The organism is Inquilinus limosus DSM 16000, assembly GCF_000423185.1.
In the GTDB taxonomy this organism is placed as follows: Bacteria; Pseudomonadota; Alphaproteobacteria; order DSM-16000; family Inquilinaceae; genus Inquilinus; species Inquilinus limosus.
Genome location: NZ_AUHM01000005.1, coordinates 50,855 through 71,674 on the forward strand (window position 1 = coordinate 50,855; position 20,820 = coordinate 71,674).

Here is a 20,820-nt window from a genome sequence, read left to right on the forward strand (position 1 = left end):
CAATCGGGTCGTCGCGCGCCGAGGTCAGGCCGGCCGGCTTCATCGACAACCCCCTCCCCCTACCTCCTCCCGCGAGGGGAGGGGGGACTCGGAAGCGTTTGCGAGGGGGCACCCCGATGACCGCCCTGACCCGCCTCCTCGCCGCGCGGGAGGCCGGCATCGTGGTGATGCTGGTGCTGTTCTACGCCGTGGTCGGCGCGATCGAGCCGCGCTTCCTGACCTGGGAGACCTTCCGCATCGTGCTCCTGGCCATCCCGCTGATCCTGGTCGCGGCGATGGGGCAGATGATGGTGATCCTGGCCCGGCACGTCGATCTCTCGATCGGCTCGGTGCTCGGCTTCGCCGCCATTGCCGTCGGCATGATCTTCCGCGACGTCCCGGACTTCCCGATCTGGCTCGGCTTCCTGCTGGCGGTCGCCATCGGCGCCGGGCTCGGCCTCGTCAACGGCCTCGTCGTCACCCTGTTCGGCCTGCCCTCGATCATCGTCACCCTCGGCACGATGAGCCTGTTCCGCGGGCTGGTCTTCATCCTGTCCGGCGGCCGCCAGGTCGACCCCAACCATATTCCGCCGGCCCTGATCCGCATGGCCCAGACCTCGCCGGTCGGCATCCCCTGGATCGTGCTGATCGCCCTGGCCGTCGCCATCGCCACCCATCTGGCGCTGCGCCATCTGCGCGTCGGGCGCGAGATCTACGCCATCGGCTCGAACCCGCCGGCGGCGCGGCTGCGCGGCATCCGGGTGGTGCCGGTGACGCTCGCCGTCTTCGCCCTGTCCGGCGCCTGCGCCGGCCTCGCCGGCCTGCTCTACGCCTCCCGCTTCGGCTATGTGAACCCGGGCATCACCGGCGTCGGCTTCGAGCTGACGGTGATCGCCGCCGTGGTCATCGGCGGGGTCAGCATCAACGGCGGCACCGGCAACGTCGCCGGCACCGCGCTCGGCGTGCTGCTGCTCGGCTCGGTCACCGTGGCGCTGCCGATCCTCGGCATCTCCGGCTTCTGGCAGAACGCGATCTACGGCGCCATCATCATCCTGGCGCTGGTGATCGACCGCTCGGTGCGCGAAGGCGGCTTCGCCCATCTCTGGCGCCGGGGGCCGGCATGACGGTGCTGCCGATGGAACGACCCGCCACCTCCTGGCGCCGCGCCTTGCTGCGGCCGGAGACGATGACCTTCCTGCTGCTGGTCGCGGCCGCCGTCGCCGGCACGCAGCTGTCGCCCTTCTTCGCCGATCTCGGCTTCGTGCTGGAGAGCGCGACCTATTCGATCGAGTTCGGCATCGTCGCCCTGGTCCTGACCATGATCGTGGTCTCGGGCGAGATCGACCTGTCGGTGGCGGCTATGATGGCGCTGTCCACCTGCCTGTTCGCGCTCGCCGCCAAGGCCGGGCTGCCGATGCCGGCGGCCATGGCGCTGGGTGTCCTGGCCGGGGCGGCGATGGGCGGCTTCAACGCCCTCCTGGTCACCTGGCTGCGCCTGCCCTCGATCATCGTCACCATCGGCACCATGACGCTCTATCGCGGCATCGCCCAGATCTTCGCCGGCGACCGCTCGATCGGCGGCTTCCCGGCGTGGTTCGTCGGCATCGACTTCGTCGAGATCGGCATCGTCCCGATACCCGTCCTGATCTTCCTGGTGCTGGCGCTGCTGCTCGGCCTGCTGCTTGGCCGCACCGTGTTCGGCCGCCAGATCTACCAGATCGGCACCAGCGAGACCGCGGCGCGGCACGCCGGCATCCGGGTCGACCGGATCAAGACCATCCTGTTCGTCGCCTCCGGCGTGGTCTCGGCGCTGGCCGGCCAGATGATGGCCTCGCGCCTCGGCTCCGTCCGCTACGACCTGGCCGCGGGGGGCGAGCTGCAGATGGTGCTGATCGTGATGCTCGGCGGCACCTCGATCTTCGGCGGCCGCGGCACCATCGCCGGCACCTTCCTGGCCCTGTGGCTGCTGGTGATCATCCAGACCGGCATGACCGTGGCCAACATCGCGATCGAGGCGCAGCTGACCGTGCTGGGCCTGCTGCTGATCCTGTCGATCATCGCCTCGAACGCGATCACCGCCGCCCGAAGACGCTGACAAGAGTCGAACAAGGAGGAAACCATGCCCAAGCTTCTCACCGCGCTGGCGGTCGCCGCCGGCCTCTTCGCCGGCTCCGCCCTCGCGGCCGACCCGGTCAAGATCGTGTACATCCCGAAGAACACCGGGAACCCCTATTTCGACAGCATCATCAAAGGGTTCGAGGACGGCTGCAAGGAGCTGGGCTGCGAGTTCACCACGGTCGCCCCGGCGACGCCGGAGGCGACCTCGCAGATCCCCTTCGTCACCGCCCAGATCCAGCGCGGCGTCAACGTCATCGCCATCTCGCCGAACAGCCCGGACGCGCTGAACCAGATCTTCGACCGCGCCCGGTCGCGCGGGGTGAAGATCCTGGTGGTCAATTCCGACGTGCCGGGCAACGAGGCGCATCGCGACGCCGCGATCCTGCCGGTCGACTTCTCGCAGACCGGCGCGGCCCAGGTCGAGCTGATGGGCTCGCTGATCGGCTACAAGGGCGAGGTCGCGATCCTCTCCGCCACCACCGACGCGCCGGACCAGAATGTCTGGATCGCCGACATGAAGAAGGTCCTCGAGACCAATCCCAAGTACAAGGACATGAAGCTGGTCACCATCGCCTATGGCGACGACGACCCGCAGAAGAGCACGACCGAGACCGAGGCCCTCCTGGCCAACTACCCGAACCTGGCCGGCATCATCTCGCCAACCACGGTCGGCGTCGCCGCCGCGGCCCAGGTGGTGGAGACGGCGGGCAAGGCCGACAAGGTCAAGGTCACCGGCCTCGGCACGCCGAACCAGATGCGCCGCTTCATCGAGAACGGCACGGTCACCGCCTTCCAGCTGTGGAGCCCCTACAACGAGGGCTGGCTGGCCTCCCACCTCGCGGTCGGGGTGATGGGCGGCAAGATCGAGCTGAAGCCGGGCAGCAGCTTCGAGGTGCCGAAGCTGGGCACGATCAAGGTCGGCGAGAACAACCAGATCCTGACCCAGTCCCAGCCGACCACCTTCGATAAGAGCAATATCGGCCAGTTCAATTTCTGAGGCGCCGTCCTCATCGTCATCCCGGGCGCAGCGCAGCACGAAGTGATGCGCTGCAGACCCGGGATCTCTTCGGGCTGGAAAGAGATCCCGGATCTGCGCCCCTCCGGTGCTTGTCCGGGATGACGTGGAATTATACCAGCGGCCTTTGAGATCGACTTCCGGCCTTTTCCCGTCATGGCGAGGCGCGAAGCGCCGTGGCCATCCAGGGGGGTCGGTGCCGCTGGATGGCCACGCCCCTGCGGGGCTCGCCATGACGAGTCAATATTTCCGGCCGTTAGTACTAGCTGGGCGGAAGGCTCAACTCGCCCGCAGCTATCGACCGCAGCACCTCGACGAAGAAGGCCGGCTCCGCCGCCGCGATCCGCTGCTGCAGCGTCTCGACGGTGTCGCCCGGCAGCACCGCGACCTCGCGCTGCGCCACGATCGGCCCGTGGTCGTATTCGCCGTCGACGAGGTGGACGGTGATGCCGCTGGTGGTCTCCCCGGATGCCAGCACCGCCTCGTGCACGCGCCGGCCGTACATGCCTCGGCCGCCGAATTCCGGCAGCAGGGCAGGGTGGATGTTGAGGATGCGGCCGCGATAGCGGTCCAGCGTGGCCGGGCCGATCTTGCGCAGATAGCCCGACAGCACCAGCCATTCGGCGCCCGCCTCCTGCATCGCCCGGCAGATCGCGAGATCGGCCGCTTTCTCGCCGCCTTCGGTCGTCGCGCTGATGTGGCGGTGCGGGATCCCGGCGGTCTCGGCGAACTGCAGCGCCGGCGCGTCCCGGTTGTTGCCGACCACCATGCAGGCGCGGCCGGGCAGCGTTCCATCGCCGATCGCCCCGACGATCGCCCGCATGCTGGTGCCGCCATGCGAGGCCAGGAAGCCCAGGCGCAAAGCCGCGCTCATCGCGACCTCCCCTTCGGCCGCCCGATCGACCCGTGCAGCACCACGCTGCTGCCCAGCAGCACCCGGCGCGGCGGGGCGTCGAGGCCGTCCAGCCGCTCCAGCAGCATCCGCGCCGCGGTGGCGCCGACCTCGGCCATGTCGCGGTCGATCACCGTGATCGGCGGGTCGACCAGCTCGGCCAGCACCCGGTCGTCGGCTCCGGCCAGCGACAGGTCCTGCGGCACCGACAGGCCCAGCAGCCGGATCGCGCGCAGGGCGCCCTGGAAGATCTCGTTGCCGCCGGCGATCAGCGCGGTCGGCGGCGTCGGCCCGGTCAAAAGGTCGTGCGCCTCGGCCGCGCCGTAGTCCGCGGTCTGGGCGCGGGACCGGATCAGCCGCTCCTCCACCGGCAGGCCGGCCTCGGCGATGGCCTTGCGGAAGGCCTCGGCGCGGGCGCGGCCGGGGCGGATCTTCTCCGACGCCGTGATCAGCGCGATCCGCTTATGGCCCTGCGCCGCCATCTGCCGCACCAGCGTCTCGATCGGCCGGGCGTGGTCGCTGTAGACCACGTCCGCCGCCACCGGCACGTCCCGGTCCAGGATCACCAGCGGCACGCCGATCCGACCCAGGCGCTCGACCACCGGCGCATGCGTCTCGTCCGCCAGGGTGACGATCAGCCCGTCCATCTGCCGCTGCTGCGCCGCCTCCAGGAAGGCGATCTCGCGGGCGGGCGAGCGGTTGGAGGAGACGGCGAACAGCATGTAGCCGGCGGCGGACAGCACCGGCTCCGCCCCGATGGCGACGCGCGAGAACACCGGGTTGGCCATGTCCGGGATCAGGAAGCCGATGGTCCGGGTGCGGCTGGTACGCATGGTCCGGGCGGCGGCGTTGGGCTGGTAGCCGGTCTCCGCCATCGCCGCCAGGACGCGCGCCCGCGTCGCCTCCGCCACCCGGGCGCTGCCGCCGGCGACGCGCGACACGGTGCCGATCGACACCGCCGCCCGCGCCGCCACGTCGCGGATCGTCGGCCGGCGCGCCGGGAAAACGTTCACAGGGGAGGTCTTGGAGCGATCGGCCATGGCGTGCCGGGATTCTCGCCGGAATCCCCGACGGCTGCAATCGCTCCGATGTTGACGTTTACACGCTCGCGTCGCCGCGGCATCGATGCTACCCCGCTGCCAGGCCATCCGGGAGAGGACGATGATCGAGTTCGGTGTCGATACGGTCCAGATCGTGTTCAACCCGGCGGGCGGGCATCTGCACGATGTCGTGGTGCGCTGGCAGGGGAGGGAGATCCGGCCGCTGCACCGGGCGCCCTGGATCGACAGCGGCGAGGCGCTGCCGGAGGAGATCCCGCTCGGCCTGCGCAACCTGGCCGGCGACTTCTTCTGCGCCCCCTTCGCCGACAGCGACCTGGACGGCGCGCCCGGCCATGGCTGGACCGCCAACGGCCACTGGGATCTCGACGGCATCGACCGGGAGGCGGGCGGCGTCACCGCGCGCTTCACCCTGCAGGAGAAGGTGTTCGGCGCCACCGTGCGCAAGGCGATCACGCTACGCCGCGGCCAGCCGATCGTCTATCAGCGCCATGTGTTCGAGGGCGGCGCCGGGGCGCTGCCGATGGCGCATCACGCCATGATCCGGGCGCCGGGCGGGGCGGCGCTCAGCTTTTCGCCCAAAGCCTTCGGCACCACCCCGCCGATGCCGGTCGAGCCCGACCCGGCGCGCGGCCGCTCGGTGCTGCACTACCCGCAGCGCTTCGCCGGGCTCGATGCGCTGCGCCTGGCCGACGGGCGCATGGTCGACGCCTCGCGCTACCCCTTTGCCGAAAGCCATGAGGACATCGTGCTGCTGGCCGAGGCGCCGGGGTCGCCGCTCGGCTGGTCGGCGGCGCTGGCGGCGCGCGAGGGCTTCCTGTTCTTCGGCCTCAAGGACCCGAGCCGGCTGCCCTTCACCTTGCTGTGGATGAGCAATGGCGGCCGCGACTACCCGCCCTTCTCCGGCCGGCACCGCCATGTGCTGGGGATCGAGGAGGGCTGCATGTACCTGCATCTCGGCCACCGCGCCTCGGCCGGGCCGAACCCGCTGAACGCCGAGGGCTACCCGACCGCGATCGCGCTCGAACCCACGGGCCGGGTCGAGATCGCCTATGCCTTCGGCGCCGTCCCGGCCGAGCCGGGCTGGGACCGGGTCGAGGCGATCGGCCACGGCGCCGCCGGCCTCGACCTGCGCATCGCCGGCGGCCCGGCGGTGACGCTGCCCTTCGAGGCGGAGCGGATCGGGCTGTAAGACGCTTTTTCGCGGGGTGGAACATTCATCGCCGCTCGCCTGCGATTCGCTCTTGAACCGCGGCCGGTCCTCGCCTTGGATGGGCGCCCGCAGCCGCATCCAATGAAGGGGCCTCCATGTCCGCGTCCGACCGCGCCGTCCTCGAGGCCCTGTTCCAGGCCGCGCTCGGCGCCGCCTATCCGGAGACGCGGATGCGGCACCTGCTGCCGGAGCCGCCGACGGGCCGCACCATCGTGCTCGGCGCCGGCAAGGGCGCGGCGCGCATGGCGCGGGCCTTCGAGACGCTGTGGCCGCATCCCTGCGAAGGCCTGGTCGTCACCCGCTACGGCCACGGCACGCCGACCGAACGGATCGAGGTGGTCGAGGCCGCGCATCCGGTGCCGGACGCGGCCGGCAGGGCCGCCGCCCGCCGCATCCTCGACCTCGCCCGCGCCGCCGGGCCGGACGACCTCGTGGTCTTCCTGATCTCGGGCGGCGCCTCGGCCCTGCTGTCGCTGCCGGCCGAGGGGCTGACCCTCGAGGACAAGCAGGCGATCAACAAGGCCCTCCTGCGCTCCGGCGCGCCGATCCAGGAGATGAACGCGGTGCGCAAGGCCATGTCCGCGATCAAGGGCGGGCGCCTGGCCGCGGCCGCGGCGCCGGCGCGGGCCGTGACCTATCTGATCTCCGACGTGCCGGGCGACGAGCCGGGGGTGATCGGCTCTGGCCCGACCGTCGTCGGCGGCGCCGATCCGGAGACGGCGCTCGCGATCCTGCGCCGTTACGACATCCCGGTCTCCGACACGGTCGAGCGCGCGATCCGCGCCAACGCCGCTCCGGCCGAACTGCCGCCGGGACAGGATCTGCACATGCTGGCGACGCCGCAGATGGCGCTGGAGGCGGCGGCGGCGAAGGCGCGGGAGTTGGGCCTGACGCCCTTGATCCTGGGGGACGCGCTGGAGGGCGAGGCGCGCGAGGTCGGCCGCGTCCTGGCCGGCATCGCCGAGCAGGCGTCACGGCACGACCAGCCGGCGCCGCGGCCTTGCGTGCTGCTGTCCGGCGGCGAGACCACGGTGACGGTGAGAGGCCAGGGCCGCGGCGGCCGCAATGTCGAGTTCCTGCTGGCGCTGGCGATCCAACTGCAGGACCGCCCAGGCATCGCCGCCATCGCCTGCGACACCGACGGGATCGACGGGTCGGAGGACAATGCCGGCGCCTGGATCGACGCAGCGACGCTGGCGCAAGGCCGCGAGAAGGGGCTGTCCGCGCCTGAGTACCTGGCCAACAACGACGCCTACAGCTATTTCGCGGCGCTCGACCGACTGGTGGTGACCGGCCCGACCCTGACCAACGTCAACGACTTCCGGGCGATCCTGGTGCGCTGATTCCGGCTGCATCGCCGAACATGTTGGATTTGATGCAAGTCTCCGGCGATTGCCGGAGCGAAGCGGGGCGTGTAGAACGCTGAAGCCGGCGTGTGAACGCACGCCTATTTATCACCGCCAGTTTCATTTCTTTTCAATTTCTCGACGGGCGGAGTCCAGCAAACCGAGCGCCGTCGGCAACAGATTGGGTGGGAGGACTTCCGTCATGACCGTCAACGCCAGCTCGATCACCCGGATTTCGGTCGACAGCAGCGGCAACAGCGCCAACAACATCGCCACCGGCGCCGCGATGTCGGCCGATGGCCGCTATGTCGTGTTCCAGAGCACCGCGACCAACCTGGTCGCCGGCGACGCCAACGGCTTTTTCGACGTGTTCCTGCGCGACACGCAGACCGGCGCCACCACGCTGATTTCCACGGCGACCGGAGGGACGCAGGGCAACAACGTCTCCAGCGTGCCGGCGATCACCGATGACGGCCGCTTCGTGTTTTACAGCAGCACCGCGACCAATCTGGTCGGCGGCGACGCCAACGCGGTCCTGGATATCTTCATGCGGGACACGCAGACGGGCGTCACCACCCGCGTCTCGACCACCTCCGCCGGCGGCGAGGCCAATGGCGCGTCGCAGAATGTGGACGTCACCGGCAACGGCGCCTTCATCGGGTTCCAGAGCACGGCCAGCAACCTGGTGGCCGGCGACAGCAATGGCGTGGGCGACATCTTCGTCAAGAACCTGTCGACCGGCGCGGTGACCCGCGTCTCGGTGGCGAATGACGGCTCGCAGTCGGACGGAGCCTCCTTCGTGGCCCGCCTGTCCGAGGACGGCAACCGCGTCTCCTTCGTCAGCAACGCCAGCAACCTGACCGCGAACGACAGCAACGGCGCGGTCGGCGACGTCTTCGTCCGCGACATCGCCGCCGGCACCACCACCCTCGTCTCCGTCTCCACCGGCGGCGGATCGGGCGACGGCGCATCGTCGGGCGCCTCGATTTCCGGCAACGGCCGCTATGTCGTGTTCAACAGCGACGCGACGAACCTGGTCGCCGGCGACACCAACGGCGCCGCCGACATCTTCGTCCGCGACCTGCAGACCAACACCACGACCCGCGTCTCCACCGCGACCGACGGCAGCCAGTCCAACGACCTTTCGGGCCAGGCGGTGATCTCCGCCGACGGACGCTACGTCGTGTTCATGAGCGCGGCCAGCAACCTGGTGGCCGGCGACACCAACGGGGTCCGCGACGTCTTCCTGAAGGATCTGGTCACGGGCGCGGTGACGCGCCTCTCCGTCGGCATCGACGGGTCGCAGCTCAACGATCTCTCGAACACGCCTTCGATCTCGGCCGACGGCCGCACCGTCACCTTCCAGACGCAGGCGACCAATGCCGGGGCGGGCGCCGATGCCAACGGCACCGGCTTCGACGTGTTCCGCATCTCCCTGGTGGCCTCGGCCGGGGCCGACCGCATGATCGGCTCCGACGGCAACGACACGATCGACGGGTTGGCGGGAAGCGACATCCTCACCGGCGGCCTCGGCAACGATGTGCTGGCCGGAGGCGCCGGGGCGGACCAGCTCTTCGGCGGCGACGGCGCCGACACGGCGGACTACTCGGCCTCCGCCGCCGGGGTCACCGCTGACCTGGCGGCCGGCACCGGCACTGGCGGCGACGCCCAGGGCGATGTGCTGACGGCGATCGAGAATCTGACCGGCTCGGCCCAGGCCGATGACCTCTACGGCTCCGCCGGCGCCAACGCGCTCAGCGGCGGCGCCGGCGACGACACGCTCCGCGGCGGGGCGGGGGGAGACACGCTCAACGGCGGCGACGGCTCGGACTTCGCCAACTACCAGGGCTCGGCCGCGGCGGTCGCGGTCAACCTGCTGGCCGGCTCCGCCTCGGGCGGCGACGCCGCGGGCGACACGCTGACCAATATCGAGAACCTCTACGGGTCCAGCCACAACGACCAGCTCACCGGCAACAACGTCCGCAACATCATCGGCGGCGAGCTCGGCGACGACACCATCGTCGGCAATGGCGGCGACGATGCCCTGGCCGGGGAAGCCGGCAACGACAGCCTCGACGGCGGCGACGGCAACGACCGGCTCGTCGGCGGCGCCGGGGTCGACACGATCCATGGCGGCATCGGCGCCGATTCCGTCGATGCCGGCAGCGAGAACGACACCGTCCTCGGTGAGGCCGGCAACGATATCCTCTACGGCGGCGCGGGCGACGACCAGCTCGACGGCGGCGACGGCAACGACCTGCTGGAAGGGGCGGCCGGGGCCGATGCCCTGACCGGCGGCGCCGGCACCGACACGGCCAGCTACGCCGGCTCGGCCGCCGGGGTGACGATCGACCTCGCCAGCGGCGCGGCCTCCGGCGGCGATGCGCAGGGCGACACCCTGTCCGGCATCGAGCAGGTGCTGGGCTCGGCCCAGGCCGACACGCTGACCGGCGATACCGGCGCCAACACGCTGTGGGGCAGGGCGGGCGACGACGTGCTCACCGGCGGTGGCGGCGGCGATCTGCTGAAGGGCGGGGCGGGCGGCGACCGCTTCGTCTACGCGGCCCTGTCCGACAGCGCGGTCTCGGGCCTCGGCAAGGACGTGATCGCGGATTTCGCGGCCGGCGACCGGATCGACCTCTCGGCGATCGACGCCGACGGCAATTCGGCCAACGGCGACACCGCCTTCACCTTCGGCACCGGCGGCTTCACCGGCGACGGCGGGGAGCTGCGGGTGGTGACGGCGGGGGCGATCCAGGTGGTCTATGCCGATGTCGACGGCGACAAGGCGCCGGACTTCGCCATCAACGTCATCTCCGACCACGCGCTCACTGCAGCAGATTTCCTGCTCTAGAAACAGCCCCTCGACCCCGGACCGCCGCTGACGGCGGCGGTCCGGGCGAAACAGGCAGGCGCGTCGAACCGAACAGTCCCCCAAAGGCAGCATGGGAAAAGGGGAGATTCGCCATGACCACCACCTTTACAGCGAATCTGGACTCGTCCCAGGAGGTCGGGACGGGCAGCACCGAGACCGCGACCGGCGTGGCGACGGTGAGCCTGAACACGGCGGGCACCGCCATGACCTATTCGGTCACGGTCTCCGCCGGCATTGATTTCGGCGAACTGATCGACGGCGTCGGGCGGACGGCGGATCCGCTCGACGACGCCACCCTGATGCACATCCACGCCCAGGCCCGCGGCAGCAACGGCGGGGTCGTGTTCGATATCCTGCCGCGGGGCGTGACCGACGATGACGACGACCTGACCATCGTCGAGAACGGCGACGGCTCGGTCACGATCAGCGGCGTCTGGGAGACCACCGACAGCGATCCGCTGACGGCCGACATCGTCGCCGCGCTGCAGGCGGGGACCGGCCCGAACGACGTCTCGTTCTACTTCAACATCCACACCGCCCAGTTCGGCGGCGGCGCGATCCGCGGTCAGCTGGTCACCCGCGCCAGCGAGAATGCCGACAGATTCGTCGGCACCGGCGCCGCCGACGTCATCGACGCCTTCGGCGGCGACGACAATCTGCGCGGGGGCGGCGGCGCCGACAGCCTGACCGGCGGGGCCGACAACGACATCCTGATCGGTGGGGCCGGCGGCGACACCCTCGCCGGTGGTGCCGGCATCGACACGGCGGTGTACGACAGCAGCACGGCCGCGGTGACGGTCAGTCTCGGCGCCGGGACGGCATCCGGCGGCGATGCGGCCGGCGACAATCTGACCGGTGTCGAGCAGCTGTTCGGCTCGGCCTTCGACGACCGGCTGACCGGCAATGCCGGCGCCAACGGACTGTGGGGCGACGGCGGCAACGACGTGCTCACCGGAGGCGCGGGCGCCGACACCTTGAAGGGCGGCGCCGGCACCGACAGCTTCGCCTACGGCAGCACGGCCGACAGCACCGTGGCGGCCGCAGGCCGCGATACGATCAACGACTTCACGACCGGCGACAGGATCGACCTGTCGGCGATCGACGCCAACGGCGCCGTCGCGGGCAGCACCGCCTTCGTCTTCGGCACCGGCGGCTTCACCGGCACGGCCGGAGAGCTGCGGGTGGTGGCCATCCCCGACGGTTACCAGGCGGTCTATGGCGACACCGACGGCGACAAGACGCCCGATATCGCCATCGTCGTGCTGTCCGACCACGCTTTGGCTGCGGGCGATTTCGTGCTGTAGGGGCCGGCCGAAGCCGGGTCAGTCGAGCCCGATGCGCTTTGCAGCCTCGCGGAACAGGCGCTGGTCCTCGGGGGCGAACTGCATGGCCGTGAGGAAATCATCGACGCGATAGTGCGGCAGCGCCCGGCGGATCGCGGTGACATGGCCGCGCGCCTCGTCCAGCCGGCCGGCCAGCGCCAGGGACAGCGCGGCGATCGCCAGGATCTGCGCATGCGCGTTCGGTCGGGTGGCCGCCTTCACCCCCCAATGGGCCGCCTCGTCGAACCGGCTGAGGCGCACCAGCGCCATGGCGCGGGCGCCGAGAAAGCCGAACAGCATCGGGTCGAAGGGGCTGAGCCGGCGCGACCGCTCGGAGGAGGCGATGGCCGTGCCCGGATCCCCGGTCTGGGAGTGGACGAAGGCGAGGGTGTAGTGGCCCTGGGCGAAATTCGGGCTCAACTCGATCGCCTGCTCCAGTTCGACGATCGCCTGGTCGTGCTCGCCGCGCAGCCACAGCGCCCGGCCCATGGCCCAATGCGCTGTGGGGTCGCGGTCGTCCGCCATCAGGCTCCGACCAGCGGCCTCGAAGGCACGGTCGACCTCCGGCCCGCGCGGGGCCCAGCCCTGGAACGCGCTCTGGAAATGGGTGAAGGACAGGCCGGCATGGGCCCGGGCGAAGGTCGGGTCCTGGCGCAGCGCGGCCTGGAAGAAGTGCCGCGCCTGATCGTTGTCGGCCTGGGTGAAGCGGTACATGTGCCACAGGCCGCGGTGATGCGCCTCCCAGGCGTCGAGGGAGTTGGGCGGCCGCAGGATGGCGCGGTTGCGCTCGATCGTCTCGATTTCGCTGTCGATCGCCGCGACGATCCGGTTGCCGATTTCCTCGAGCACCAGGAAGGCATCGTCCAGCCGGTGGTTGAACACCTCGGCCCAGACGATCCGGGCGGTCCGCGTCTCGGCCAGCTCGGCCGCCACGGTCAGGCGCGGACCCTGCTGCTCGACGAAGCCGCTGACGACGTAGTCGATATTCAGCATCCGGCCGGCATCCTCCGCCCCGACCTGCCGGTCGCGCAGGGTGAACATCGTGCCCTGGGCGATGACGAACAGGCTGCGCAGCTTGGCCAGCCGGACGGTGACGTCATGGGCCAGAGCGTCGGCGATGCCGCCCGGAAGTGTCGCCGCCTGCAACCGGTCGGTGAAGGGCATCACCGCGACCGAGGGGCGACGGGTGCCGGCGATGTCGCTGGCGGGCGCGGTCGGGGCGGTGGCGGCCGCCGCGGTGCGAGAGAGCCCGGCGTGCTGGGCCCGCGCCGTCCGCCAGGCCTCGCGCAGCGGTGCGGTGTCGAGCCCGTCTGCCTCGAATTGCCGGATCGCCGCTGCGAGATGGGCCTCGCCCTCATGGATTCGGCCGCGGCCGGCGAGTTCCTCCAGCAGCAGCGCATGGACGCGCGGATCGAAGGGCGCCAGCTCCAGCCACCCATCCAGATGGCCCAGCCGCTCGTCGCCCGCGGTGTCGGCCGCGAGGCGTTCCAGCAGGGCGGTGCGGCAACCGCGGAACCGGCGGCGCTGGGCCGCCAGCCAGCTGGCGAAGGCGGGGCTGCGCTCGACCTTGAGCCCGTCGAGGAACTCGCCGGCGAACAGCGAGACCAGCCCCCGCAGCCGCTCCGGCGCGATCGTCGCAATGCCCTGCTGCGCCGCCCGGGCGATCTCGACGGCGTCGACGAAGCCATCCGCGAGGTCGAGCCGGATGGCATCCGCCGAGGCCATCAGCCGGTGCCGGCCGGGCTCGTCGACCAGACCGCGGATCTTGCTCAGGCACCAGCGCAGCTCGCCGCGCGGATCGTTGGGGCCGTCCCACAGCAGCTCGCACAGCTGGCTGCGGCCGACCGGGTGAGGCGCCAGCGCCAGATAGGCCAGGAGGGCCCGGGTCTTGCGCGACGCCGGCAGCGTCGCCGCCACGCCGTGTCGACGAACAACGAACGGCCCCAGCAGGCACAGCTCGACCGGCGGACCGGTCTGGGCCGGCCCGGCGGATTCCTCGGGCATTCCCACGCCACCACCCACGCTCGCCTCCACGCGAGCCGGCTACGCTCGTCGTCGCGATCGAGGCCCGTGCACGTCAGGGCCGACCGCCACCGCATCCCGCGGGGCGGAACCCACCGGGCCGACGGCCCCATGGAGAACCATCATGGCCACCGCCAGCGAAAGCATGACTCGGAATCCGCCGCCAGCTCAACCTGACCTCTCGGCTGTGAAGTCCCGCCAGCACGGAGCCTGGTCCTCCGGCGACTACGCCGTGGTCGGCACCACCCTGCAGATCGTCGGCGAGCAGCTGTGCGAGGCACTCGACCTCCGCGCCGGCCAGACCGTGCTGGACGTCGCCGCCGGCAACGGCAATGCCGCCCTGGCCGCCGCGCGGCGCTGGTGCGACGTGGTCGCGACCGACTACGTGCCGGCGCTGCTGCAGCGGGCCCGCGAGCGCGCCGAGGCCGAGCGGCTGCCGATGCAGTTCCGGGAAGCCGACGCCGAGGCCCTGCCGTTCGCCGACGAAAGCTTCGACGTCGTCGTGTCGACCTTCGGGGTCATGTTCACCCCGGACCAGGACCGGGCCGCGGCTGAGCTGCTGCGGGTGTGCCGGCGCGGCGGCCGGATCGGCCTCGCCAATTGGACACCGGACGGCTTCATCGGCCAGCTGTTCAAGACCATCGGCCGGCACCTGCCGCCGCCGGCCGGCACGCGGTCGCCGGCGCTGTGGGGCACGCGGGAGCGGCTGGCCGAGCTGTTCTCGGCGCAGGCGGAGTCGGTCGCCTCGGCACAGCGGCACTTCGTGTTCCGATACCGCTCGCCGGGGCACTGGCTGGAGGTCTTCAAGACCTATTACGGCCCGGTGCTGAAGGCCTTCGCGGCGCTGCCGCCGGCCGGACAGGCGGCGCTGGAGGCCGATCTCGTCGCCCTGATCGGCCGTTTCAACCGGAGCGGCGACGGCTCCATGGTCGTGCCCAGCGAATATCTCGAGGTCGTCGTCACCAAGGCGTGACCTCAGCCCCGCGGCGCATCCCCCAGGAAGTCGGCGATCGCCGCGCCCAGCTCCGGCTTTGCCACTGCGCTCATGTGGTTGCCGGGGATCACGACATGGCGGCCGTTCGGCAGGGCGGCCGCCAGCGCTGCGGCGGAGCCGTTGTCGTCGTCCTCGGCCCCGGCCACCACCAGGGTCGGCACGGCGATCCGGGCCAGCGCCTCGCGCGGCGTGTCGACCGAGGTGCCGAGCACCTGCAGCAGCGCCTCCGGGTCGCCGCCGACCGTCTTCAGGAAGGCCTCCGCCATCCATTCCGCCGAGCCGCGCTGGAAGCTGCCGAGATTGGTCAGGACGCGGCGGAAATAGGCGTTGCGGCCGCCGGCGCTGACGATGCCGTCGAGGCCCATTCCGGCGACGATGGCGCGTCCCGGCGCGGCGCCGCGCGCCAGCATCCGCACCACCGTCCGGCCGCCCAGCGAGTAGCCGCCGAGATCATAGTCGGCGAGGCCGAGCTGCTCGACCAGGGCGAAGCCGTCATCGGCCAGGATGTCGGGCGGGTAGGCGGCGGGGTCATGCGGCTTGGCGCTGTCGCCGTGGCCGCGCAGGTCCGGCATGATCACGCGATAGCCCCGCGCCGCGATCGCCGCGGCGTGGCCGTAGCGCAGCCAGTTGACCGTGGCGGTCGAGAAGAAGCCGTGGATCAGCACCAGCGGCCGGCCCTCGCCGATTTCGCGATAAGCCAGCGCGACGCCGTCGCGGCCCTGGAACTGACGGACGGGAAGCTCGGCCATGCGCTGCTGTCCTCCTGCGGGGTCGGCCGCGCCGGATTGCCACGCCGCCGCCGGGCTGGCAATGCGGTTCGGAACCGCGTGCGGTCCCGCCCATTCTCCAGGATGACGGATCATCCTGGAGAACCGCCATGATCGAGATCCTTCCCGCGCCGGACCATGTGGTCGCGATGCGTCTGGCCGGTGTGCTGTCGGAGGCGGATTACGGCCGCGCCATCGCCGAGACCGAGGCGAAGCTGCAGCGGCACGACCGCGTCGGCGCCTATGTGGACATGACCGATTTCGACGACATGACCGCCGAGGCCGCGGCCAGATACGCCTCCTTCAGCCGGGAGAAGATGGGCCAGGCCGGGCGGTTCCCGCGCAAGGCCGTGATCACCGACAAGCAGTGGCTGCGGGTGCTGATCGACGCGATCGATCCGCTGGTCCCGGAGGTCGAGGCCAGGGCCTTCACCTCCTCCGAACGCGACGAGGCCATGGCCTGGGCGTCGGAGGTCGCGAGCGCCTGATCCGATCCGGCAGCCGTCAGTGCTGGCGCCGGTAGGAGAAGGCGTCGGCCAGCCGCGTCATCCCCGCCCGCTCGTAGAAGCCGACCGCCTCCGGCACGGAGGCCAGGTACAGGCTCACCTGCGGCCCGAGCTGCCGCCGCGCCTCGTCCAGGAGCCCCTTGCCGACGCCGAGGCCCTGGGCCGAAGCGGAGACCGCGAGGTCGGAGAGATAGCAGCACCAGACGGAGTCGGTGACGCCGCGCCCGACCCCGACCAGCGGCCGGCCGGGCTGGTCCAGCCGGGCGGTGACGATCAGGTTGGCGCCGGCGATCATCGCCCGCAGCCGCGCCTCGTCGTCGACCGGGCGGATCCGCCCGAGCCCGGACTCCACCAGCACGCGCCGGAACTCGGCCACGTCCAGCTCCTGCTCGCGGGCGTAGAGGATGCGGGGGCGTTCGCTCATGACCGCAGACTGCACCATGCCGGCGGACGTTTCCAGGGGCGGGCCAGGGAGCCGCCTTTCCCGCTCGGGGAGAAAGGCGGCGACCGGGATCAGAGCGTGCCGGGGAAGGCGCCGCCGTCGATCAGGATGTTCTGGCCGGTGATGTAGCCGGCATGGACGCTGCACAGGAAGGCGCAGGCGGCGCCGAACTCGTCGGGGTTGCCGAAGCGGCCGGCCGGGATCGCGGCGCGGCGCCGCTCGGCCACCGCCTCGGCGCTCTGGCCCGAGCGCTCGGCCGCCGCATGGATGCCGCCGCGCAGCCGGTCGGTGTCGAAGGCGCCGGGCAGGAGGCCGTTGATGGTGACGCCTTTGCCCGCCATCTGCCGGGCCACCCCGGCGATGAATCCGGTCAGGCCGGAACGGGCGCCGTTCGACAGGCCCAGCTCCGCGATCGGCGCCTTCACCGCGCTCGAGGTGATGTTGACGATGCGGCCGAAGCCGCGCGCCGCCATGCCGTCGACCACCGCCTTGGTCAGGAAGATCGGGGTCAGCATGTTGGCGTCGATCGCGCGGAGCCAGGCCTCGCGGTCCCAGTCGCGGAAATCGCCGGGCGGCGGGCCGCCGGCGTTGTTGACCAGGATGTCCGGCTCGGGACAGGCGGCCAGGGCGGCCTCGCGTCCCGCCTCGATGGTGATGTCGCCGGCGACGGTGGTGACCTTGGCGCCGGTGGCGCGGCGGATCTCCTCGGCCGTCGCCTCCAGCGCCTCGGCGCCGCGGGCGGTGATGACGAGATCCACGCCCTCGCGCGCCAGCGCCAGGGCGCAGCCCTTGCCCAGCCCCTTGCTCGCGGCACATATGAGGGCCTTACGGCCGGCCAGTCCCAGATCCATGGCGGTCTCCTTCCGCTGCGATGCTGTCGGGTGGACTCCGGTTGTAGCGCGCCAGGCTCACCAGCGGAACGAGGGCAGCAGGATGTCCGGGGTGCAGCCGACCGCCTGGAACTCCCGCGCCATCTCGTCTTCGCCCATGCCGGCATGGATACCGGTGCGCACCAGCGCGGCGGCGGCGCCGAAGCCGCGGGCGCCGGCGACGTCGTGCTCGACGCTGTCGCCGACGCACAGCACCTGGTCCGGCCGCTCCACCCCGGCGGTCGCGGCGGCGTGGTGGTACATCAGGGGATGCGGCTTGCCGACCCAGGTGACGCTGCCGCCGAGCCCTTCGTACATCTCGGCGATGCGCCCGGCGCCGAAGGCGGGGCCCAGCGGGGTCAGCATGATCTTGTCGGGGTTGGTGCACAGCGCCGGCACGCCCCGCGCCGCCGCCGGGGCCAGCAGCTCGCGATAGGTTTCGAGCGGGACGAGATGCCCCCGGCTGCCGGCGATCAGCACCAGGTCGGCGGCGTCGCCGGTCTCGGCCTCGGCGAAGCCCAGCGTCTCGGCGAAGCCGCGGTCCTCGCCGCTGGAGATCACGAGGCAGCGGGCGCCGCTGCCGGGCGAAACCGGCAGCGCGCCGCTCTCCAGCAGCGCCAGCGCCACGTCGCCGGAGGTGACGAAATGGTCGTAGCTGTCGCGGGCGAAGCCCAAGGTCTCCATCCGCCGCGCGTTGTAGGCGGCGGAGCGGCCGGAATTGGACAGCAGCACCACGTGCCGGCCGGCCTCCTTCAGCCGGCGCAGCGCCGCGGCCGCGCCGGGGTAGGGGCGGCGTCCGTCATGCAGCACGCCGTACTGGTCGACGAAGAAGGTGCTGAACCGCTCGGCCAGCGCGCCGATCCCCTCCACCCGCTCGATCACCGGCATCAACGTCCTCCGAGTCCCGCCAGGGCCAGCCGGGCTGTACCCTCTGCCGCGTCCTCCGACAAGGCCGGCAGGAACGGGACGCCCAGCTGCCGGCGGCGGATCTCGGTCCAGCCGGCATTGGCGGCGCCGCCGCCGACGCTGCGCAGCGAGGTCACGGCCGGCGCGCCCAGCTCCGCCAGCAGGCGGTAGGCGCGGGCCTCGATCCCGGCGATGCCCTCCAGCACGCCCTGGAAGAACACCGCCTCGTCCTCCGGACGCGGCTCCAGCACCGGCGCCAGCCCGGGATCGGCCACCGGGAAGCGCTCGCCTGGCCGCGGCAAGGGGTAATAGGAGAGGCCGGTCGGCCGGTCCGGCCGCAGCGCCGCGGTCAGCGCCGGCAGCCGGTCGCGGCCGAACAGCTGGGCGATCACCGCCCCGCCGCTGTTCGAGGCGCCGCCGACCAGCCAGCGGTCGCCCATGCGGTGGCTGTAGACGCCGTGCTGTGGGGAATCGACCGGCCGATCGGACAGCAGCTTGATCACCAGCGTCGACCCCAGCGCCGTCACCGCATCCCCCACCGCATCCGCCCCGGTGGCGAGGAAGGAGGCGCAGCCGTCGGTGGTGCCGGCAACGACGATGGCGTCGGCCGGCAGGCCGAGCGCGACCGCCTCCGTCCCCACCGGGCCGACCGGCGTGCCCGCCGCCACCGCTTTCGGCAGGGCAGCGGGGTCGACGCCGAGGCCGAAGATCCAGTCCGGCCAGCACCGCGCCACCGGGTCGTAGCCGGTCTTCAGCGCGTTGTTCTCGTCGGTCGTGTCGAAGCGGCCGGACAGGCGGCCGGCGATCCAGTCGGCCTGGTGCAGCACCCGCACTGCGCCCGGCCGGCGCAGCAGCACCAGGGCGCGGGCGAGGGCGGAGCTGCGGCCGCGGGCGGCGCTGCCGGCCGGCGCCACGGCGTCGATCCGGGCCGTCACCGCCTCGTCCGGGCAGGGATCGTTGTACATCAGCGCCGGGCCGACCGGCCGCCCCGCCGCGTCGCTCACCAGCACGGTGCCGGAGGTGCCGTCGACCGAGAGGGCGCCGACCGTCGAGAGATCCGCCTCCGCCGCCAGCCGGCGCAGTGCCGCGACCGTGGCCAGCCACCAGGTCTCGGGATCGCGCGGGTCCTGGCCCGGGCTGTCGGTCGACATGGTGCCGCGGCCGACCGGGCGGCCGGCGGCGTCCACCGCCACCGCCCGCACGCCGGAGGTGCCGATATCGATGCCGATCGCGCGTGCGGACTCCGCCATGATCACGCCTCCCGCCGGCACAGCGACTGCCGGTACTGTTCCGCATCCCACTGGGTCAGCTCGTCCACCTGGGCCTGGGTGAAGGCCCGGACGGAGGTGCCGGCCGGCACCCGCCCGGCGACATCGGCCAGGCAGCGCGCCATCTCGTCCGCCCCGCGCAGCACGCCTTCGTGCAGCACCACGCCGCGGCCGGGCACGCCCACGATCGCCGGGGCGCGCTGCTGCGCCAGGGCAGTCAGCTCCCTGGACGTCCCGGCCGTGGTGAGGGCGGCGCCGAGGAAGATCACATGGTCCGGGTAGAAGGCGCCGGCGGTGGCCAGCGCCAGGCTGCCGGGGTCGGTCGCCGCGTCATGCGCGACCGGGTCCTGCGGCAGCCGGTAGGGCGTGCCGCGGATGAACTCGGCCAGCGCGTCCGGCTGCGCCGCGGGGGAGGGGCGGCGGGGCAGGGCCAGGGCGGCGCAGACGCGGTCCAGCAACTCGCCCGCCGCCGCCACGCCGTCCGCCGCCACCACCAGACCATGATTGCCCAGCACCACGACATTTGTGCCGGGCCTGAGGCGCGCCGCGATCGCCTGCGACAGGGTCAGGCCCGGCTTGCAGTAGGGCACGAAGATCCAATCGACGCCGGGCAGCCCGTCCAGCCGCTCGGCCAGGCGGGCCTCGGCGTCAGTTCGGATCGCCAGCGCGATGGTCGAGACGCAGTGGACATGCAGCACCACGGCGAAAGGCAGCACCGCATGCACCGTGGTCTCGATCGACGGCCGCAGCCCGCGCGGATTGTGCTCCGCTACCACGAAGTCGCGTCCGGATTCGGCGGCGGGATCGCCCTCGCGCATCGCCCGCAACAGCGGATCCAGCCGCACCGGCACCAGGATCTCCTCATCGTCGGCCCGGGCCAGCCAAGTGCCGGAGGCCTTGATCCACATCGTGCCGTCACGCTTCAGCGAGGTGTTGCCGCCCGCCGCCTGCACCCGGTCCGGGTCGCGGCCGAGCCTGGCGGAGAGAATGCGCAGGGCACGGAGATCGGGATCGGTGGTCATGGGCGGGGTTCCCGAACAAGGGACGAAGTGATGGGTCCGAGCCCCAGTCCGCTTCCTATCTTAGTCCCCCCTCTCCTCGCGGGAGGGGGGCAGGGGGAGGGGGTTGTTGATCGAAGAGTGCCGCGGCCTGATCGTTCGAGCGGACAGATTGTTGCCGCCCATCGGGCTCCGATCGTGCGGCGCGAACCCCCTCCCCCTGCCCCCCT

Annotated in this window: 18 protein-coding genes; 9 read left to right on the top strand and 9 right to left on the bottom strand. The window is 71.8% G+C overall.

The annotated features are described in order from the left end of the window. The first annotated feature begins 116 nt into the window (after nucleotides 1-116). The 3 genes from G537_RS0107585 to G537_RS0107595 are packed head-to-tail and all read left to right on the top strand — an operon-like array spanning nucleotide 117 to nucleotide 3,094. The gene (locus G537_RS0107585) at nucleotides 117-1,103 is read left to right on the top strand and encodes an ABC transporter permease (protein WP_026869599.1); all 987 of its coding nucleotides are present in this window, start codon (nucleotides 117-119) and stop codon (nucleotides 1,101-1,103) included. Beyond that, nucleotides 1,100-2,074, top strand: coding sequence for an ABC transporter permease (locus tag G537_RS0107590; RefSeq protein WP_026869600.1), 975 nt, complete (start codon nucleotides 1,100-1,102; stop codon nucleotides 2,072-2,074). The genes G537_RS0107585 and G537_RS0107590 overlap by 4 nt, the downstream gene beginning before the upstream one ends. Before the next feature lie 24 nt (nucleotides 2,075-2,098). Further along, nucleotides 2,099-3,094 (top strand): substrate-binding domain-containing protein, encoded by a 996-nt coding sequence (locus G537_RS0107595; RefSeq protein WP_026869601.1) that lies wholly within the window; start codon nucleotides 2,099-2,101, stop codon nucleotides 3,092-3,094. Nucleotides 3,095-3,374: 280 nt separating this feature from the next. Here G537_RS0107595 and purN read toward each other — a convergent pair whose 3' ends face one another. Together purN and G537_RS36905 are read right to left on the bottom strand one after the other, a co-directional pair. Beyond that, nucleotides 3,375-3,986 (bottom strand): phosphoribosylglycinamide formyltransferase, encoded by a 612-nt coding sequence (gene purN, locus G537_RS0107600; protein ID WP_034850986.1) that lies wholly within the window; start codon nucleotides 3,984-3,986, stop codon nucleotides 3,375-3,377. Continuing rightward, nucleotides 3,983-5,044: a LacI family DNA-binding transcriptional regulator gene (locus tag G537_RS36905; RefSeq protein ID WP_051248131.1), complete on the bottom strand. Its 1,062-nt coding sequence runs from the start codon at nucleotides 5,042-5,044 to the stop codon at nucleotides 3,983-3,985. Before G537_RS36905 ends, purN begins: the two co-directional genes overlap by 4 nt. Before the next feature lie 121 nt (nucleotides 5,045-5,165). On the opposite strand from G537_RS36905, the gene G537_RS0107610 reads away from it, so the two are divergent. The 4 genes from G537_RS0107610 to G537_RS41965 all read left to right on the top strand — a co-directional run bounded on the left by G537_RS0107610 (nucleotide 5,166) and on the right by G537_RS41965 (nucleotide 11,800). Beyond that, complete coding sequence (locus G537_RS0107610; RefSeq protein WP_026869603.1) at nucleotides 5,166-6,254, top strand: hypothetical protein; 1,089 nt, start codon at nucleotides 5,166-5,168, stop codon at nucleotides 6,252-6,254. A gap of 116 nt (nucleotides 6,255-6,370) precedes the next feature. After that, nucleotides 6,371-7,618, top strand: a complete 1,248-nt coding sequence (locus G537_RS0107615) for a glycerate kinase type-2 family protein (RefSeq protein ID WP_026869604.1) — start codon at nucleotides 6,371-6,373, stop codon at nucleotides 7,616-7,618. 205 nt (nucleotides 7,619-7,823) lie between these two features. After that, nucleotides 7,824-10,475, top strand: coding sequence for a beta strand repeat-containing protein (locus G537_RS41960; RefSeq protein WP_051248133.1), 2,652 nt, complete (start codon nucleotides 7,824-7,826; stop codon nucleotides 10,473-10,475). 113 nt (nucleotides 10,476-10,588) lie between these two features. Next, nucleotides 10,589-11,800: a CHRD domain-containing protein gene (locus tag G537_RS41965; protein ID WP_051248135.1), complete on the top strand. Its 1,212-nt coding sequence runs from the start codon at nucleotides 10,589-10,591 to the stop codon at nucleotides 11,798-11,800. An 18-nt stretch (nucleotides 11,801-11,818) separates the two neighbouring features. Here G537_RS41965 and G537_RS0107630 read toward each other — a convergent pair whose 3' ends face one another. Further along, nucleotides 11,819-13,822, bottom strand: coding sequence for a tetratricopeptide repeat protein (locus tag G537_RS0107630; RefSeq protein WP_026869605.1), 2,004 nt, complete (start codon nucleotides 13,820-13,822; stop codon nucleotides 11,819-11,821). Nucleotides 13,823-14,027: 205 nt separating this feature from the next. Between G537_RS0107630 and G537_RS0107635 the strand changes: the two genes are divergently transcribed. Next, nucleotides 14,028-14,813, top strand: a complete 786-nt coding sequence (locus G537_RS0107635; RefSeq protein ID WP_245578974.1) for a class I SAM-dependent methyltransferase — start codon at nucleotides 14,028-14,030, stop codon at nucleotides 14,811-14,813. Nucleotides 14,814-14,815: 2 nt separating this feature from the next. Here the strand turns inward: G537_RS0107635 and G537_RS0107640 are convergent, their stop codons facing one another. Next, complete coding sequence (locus G537_RS0107640) at nucleotides 14,816-15,583, bottom strand: alpha/beta fold hydrolase (RefSeq protein ID WP_026869607.1); 768 nt, start codon at nucleotides 15,581-15,583, stop codon at nucleotides 14,816-14,818. 128 nt (nucleotides 15,584-15,711) lie between these two features. Between G537_RS0107640 and G537_RS0107645 the strand changes: the two genes are divergently transcribed. Further along, complete coding sequence (locus G537_RS0107645; RefSeq protein WP_026869608.1) at nucleotides 15,712-16,089, top strand: SpoIIAA family protein; 378 nt, start codon at nucleotides 15,712-15,714, stop codon at nucleotides 16,087-16,089. Nucleotides 16,090-16,105: 16 nt separating this feature from the next. On the opposite strand, the gene G537_RS0107650 is transcribed toward G537_RS0107645, so the two are convergent. The 5 genes from G537_RS0107650 to G537_RS0107670 form a co-directional block, all read right to left on the bottom strand. After that, complete coding sequence (locus tag G537_RS0107650) at nucleotides 16,106-16,531, bottom strand: GNAT family N-acetyltransferase (protein ID WP_026869609.1); 426 nt, start codon at nucleotides 16,529-16,531, stop codon at nucleotides 16,106-16,108. Nucleotides 16,532-16,620: 89 nt separating this feature from the next. Continuing rightward, on the bottom strand, nucleotides 16,621-17,400 hold the full coding sequence (locus G537_RS0107655; protein ID WP_026869610.1) for an SDR family oxidoreductase: 780 nt from the start codon (nucleotides 17,398-17,400) through the stop codon (nucleotides 16,621-16,623). Between the two features lie 57 nt (nucleotides 17,401-17,457). Beyond that, nucleotides 17,458-18,306: a TIGR01459 family HAD-type hydrolase gene (locus tag G537_RS0107660; RefSeq protein ID WP_026869611.1), complete on the bottom strand. Its 849-nt coding sequence runs from the start codon at nucleotides 18,304-18,306 to the stop codon at nucleotides 17,458-17,460. Continuing rightward, nucleotides 18,306-19,574, bottom strand: a complete 1,269-nt coding sequence (locus G537_RS0107665) for an FGGY-family carbohydrate kinase (protein ID WP_026869612.1) — start codon at nucleotides 19,572-19,574, stop codon at nucleotides 18,306-18,308. The genes G537_RS0107660 and G537_RS0107665 overlap by 1 nt, the downstream gene beginning before the upstream one ends. Nucleotides 19,575-19,576: 2 nt before the next feature. After that, nucleotides 19,577-20,614 carry a class II aldolase/adducin family protein gene (locus G537_RS0107670; RefSeq protein WP_026869613.1) on the bottom strand — a complete coding sequence of 346 codons (1,038 nt, stop codon included), beginning with the start codon at nucleotides 20,612-20,614 and terminating at the stop codon, nucleotides 19,577-19,579. Nucleotides 20,615-20,820 lie beyond the last annotated feature (206 nt).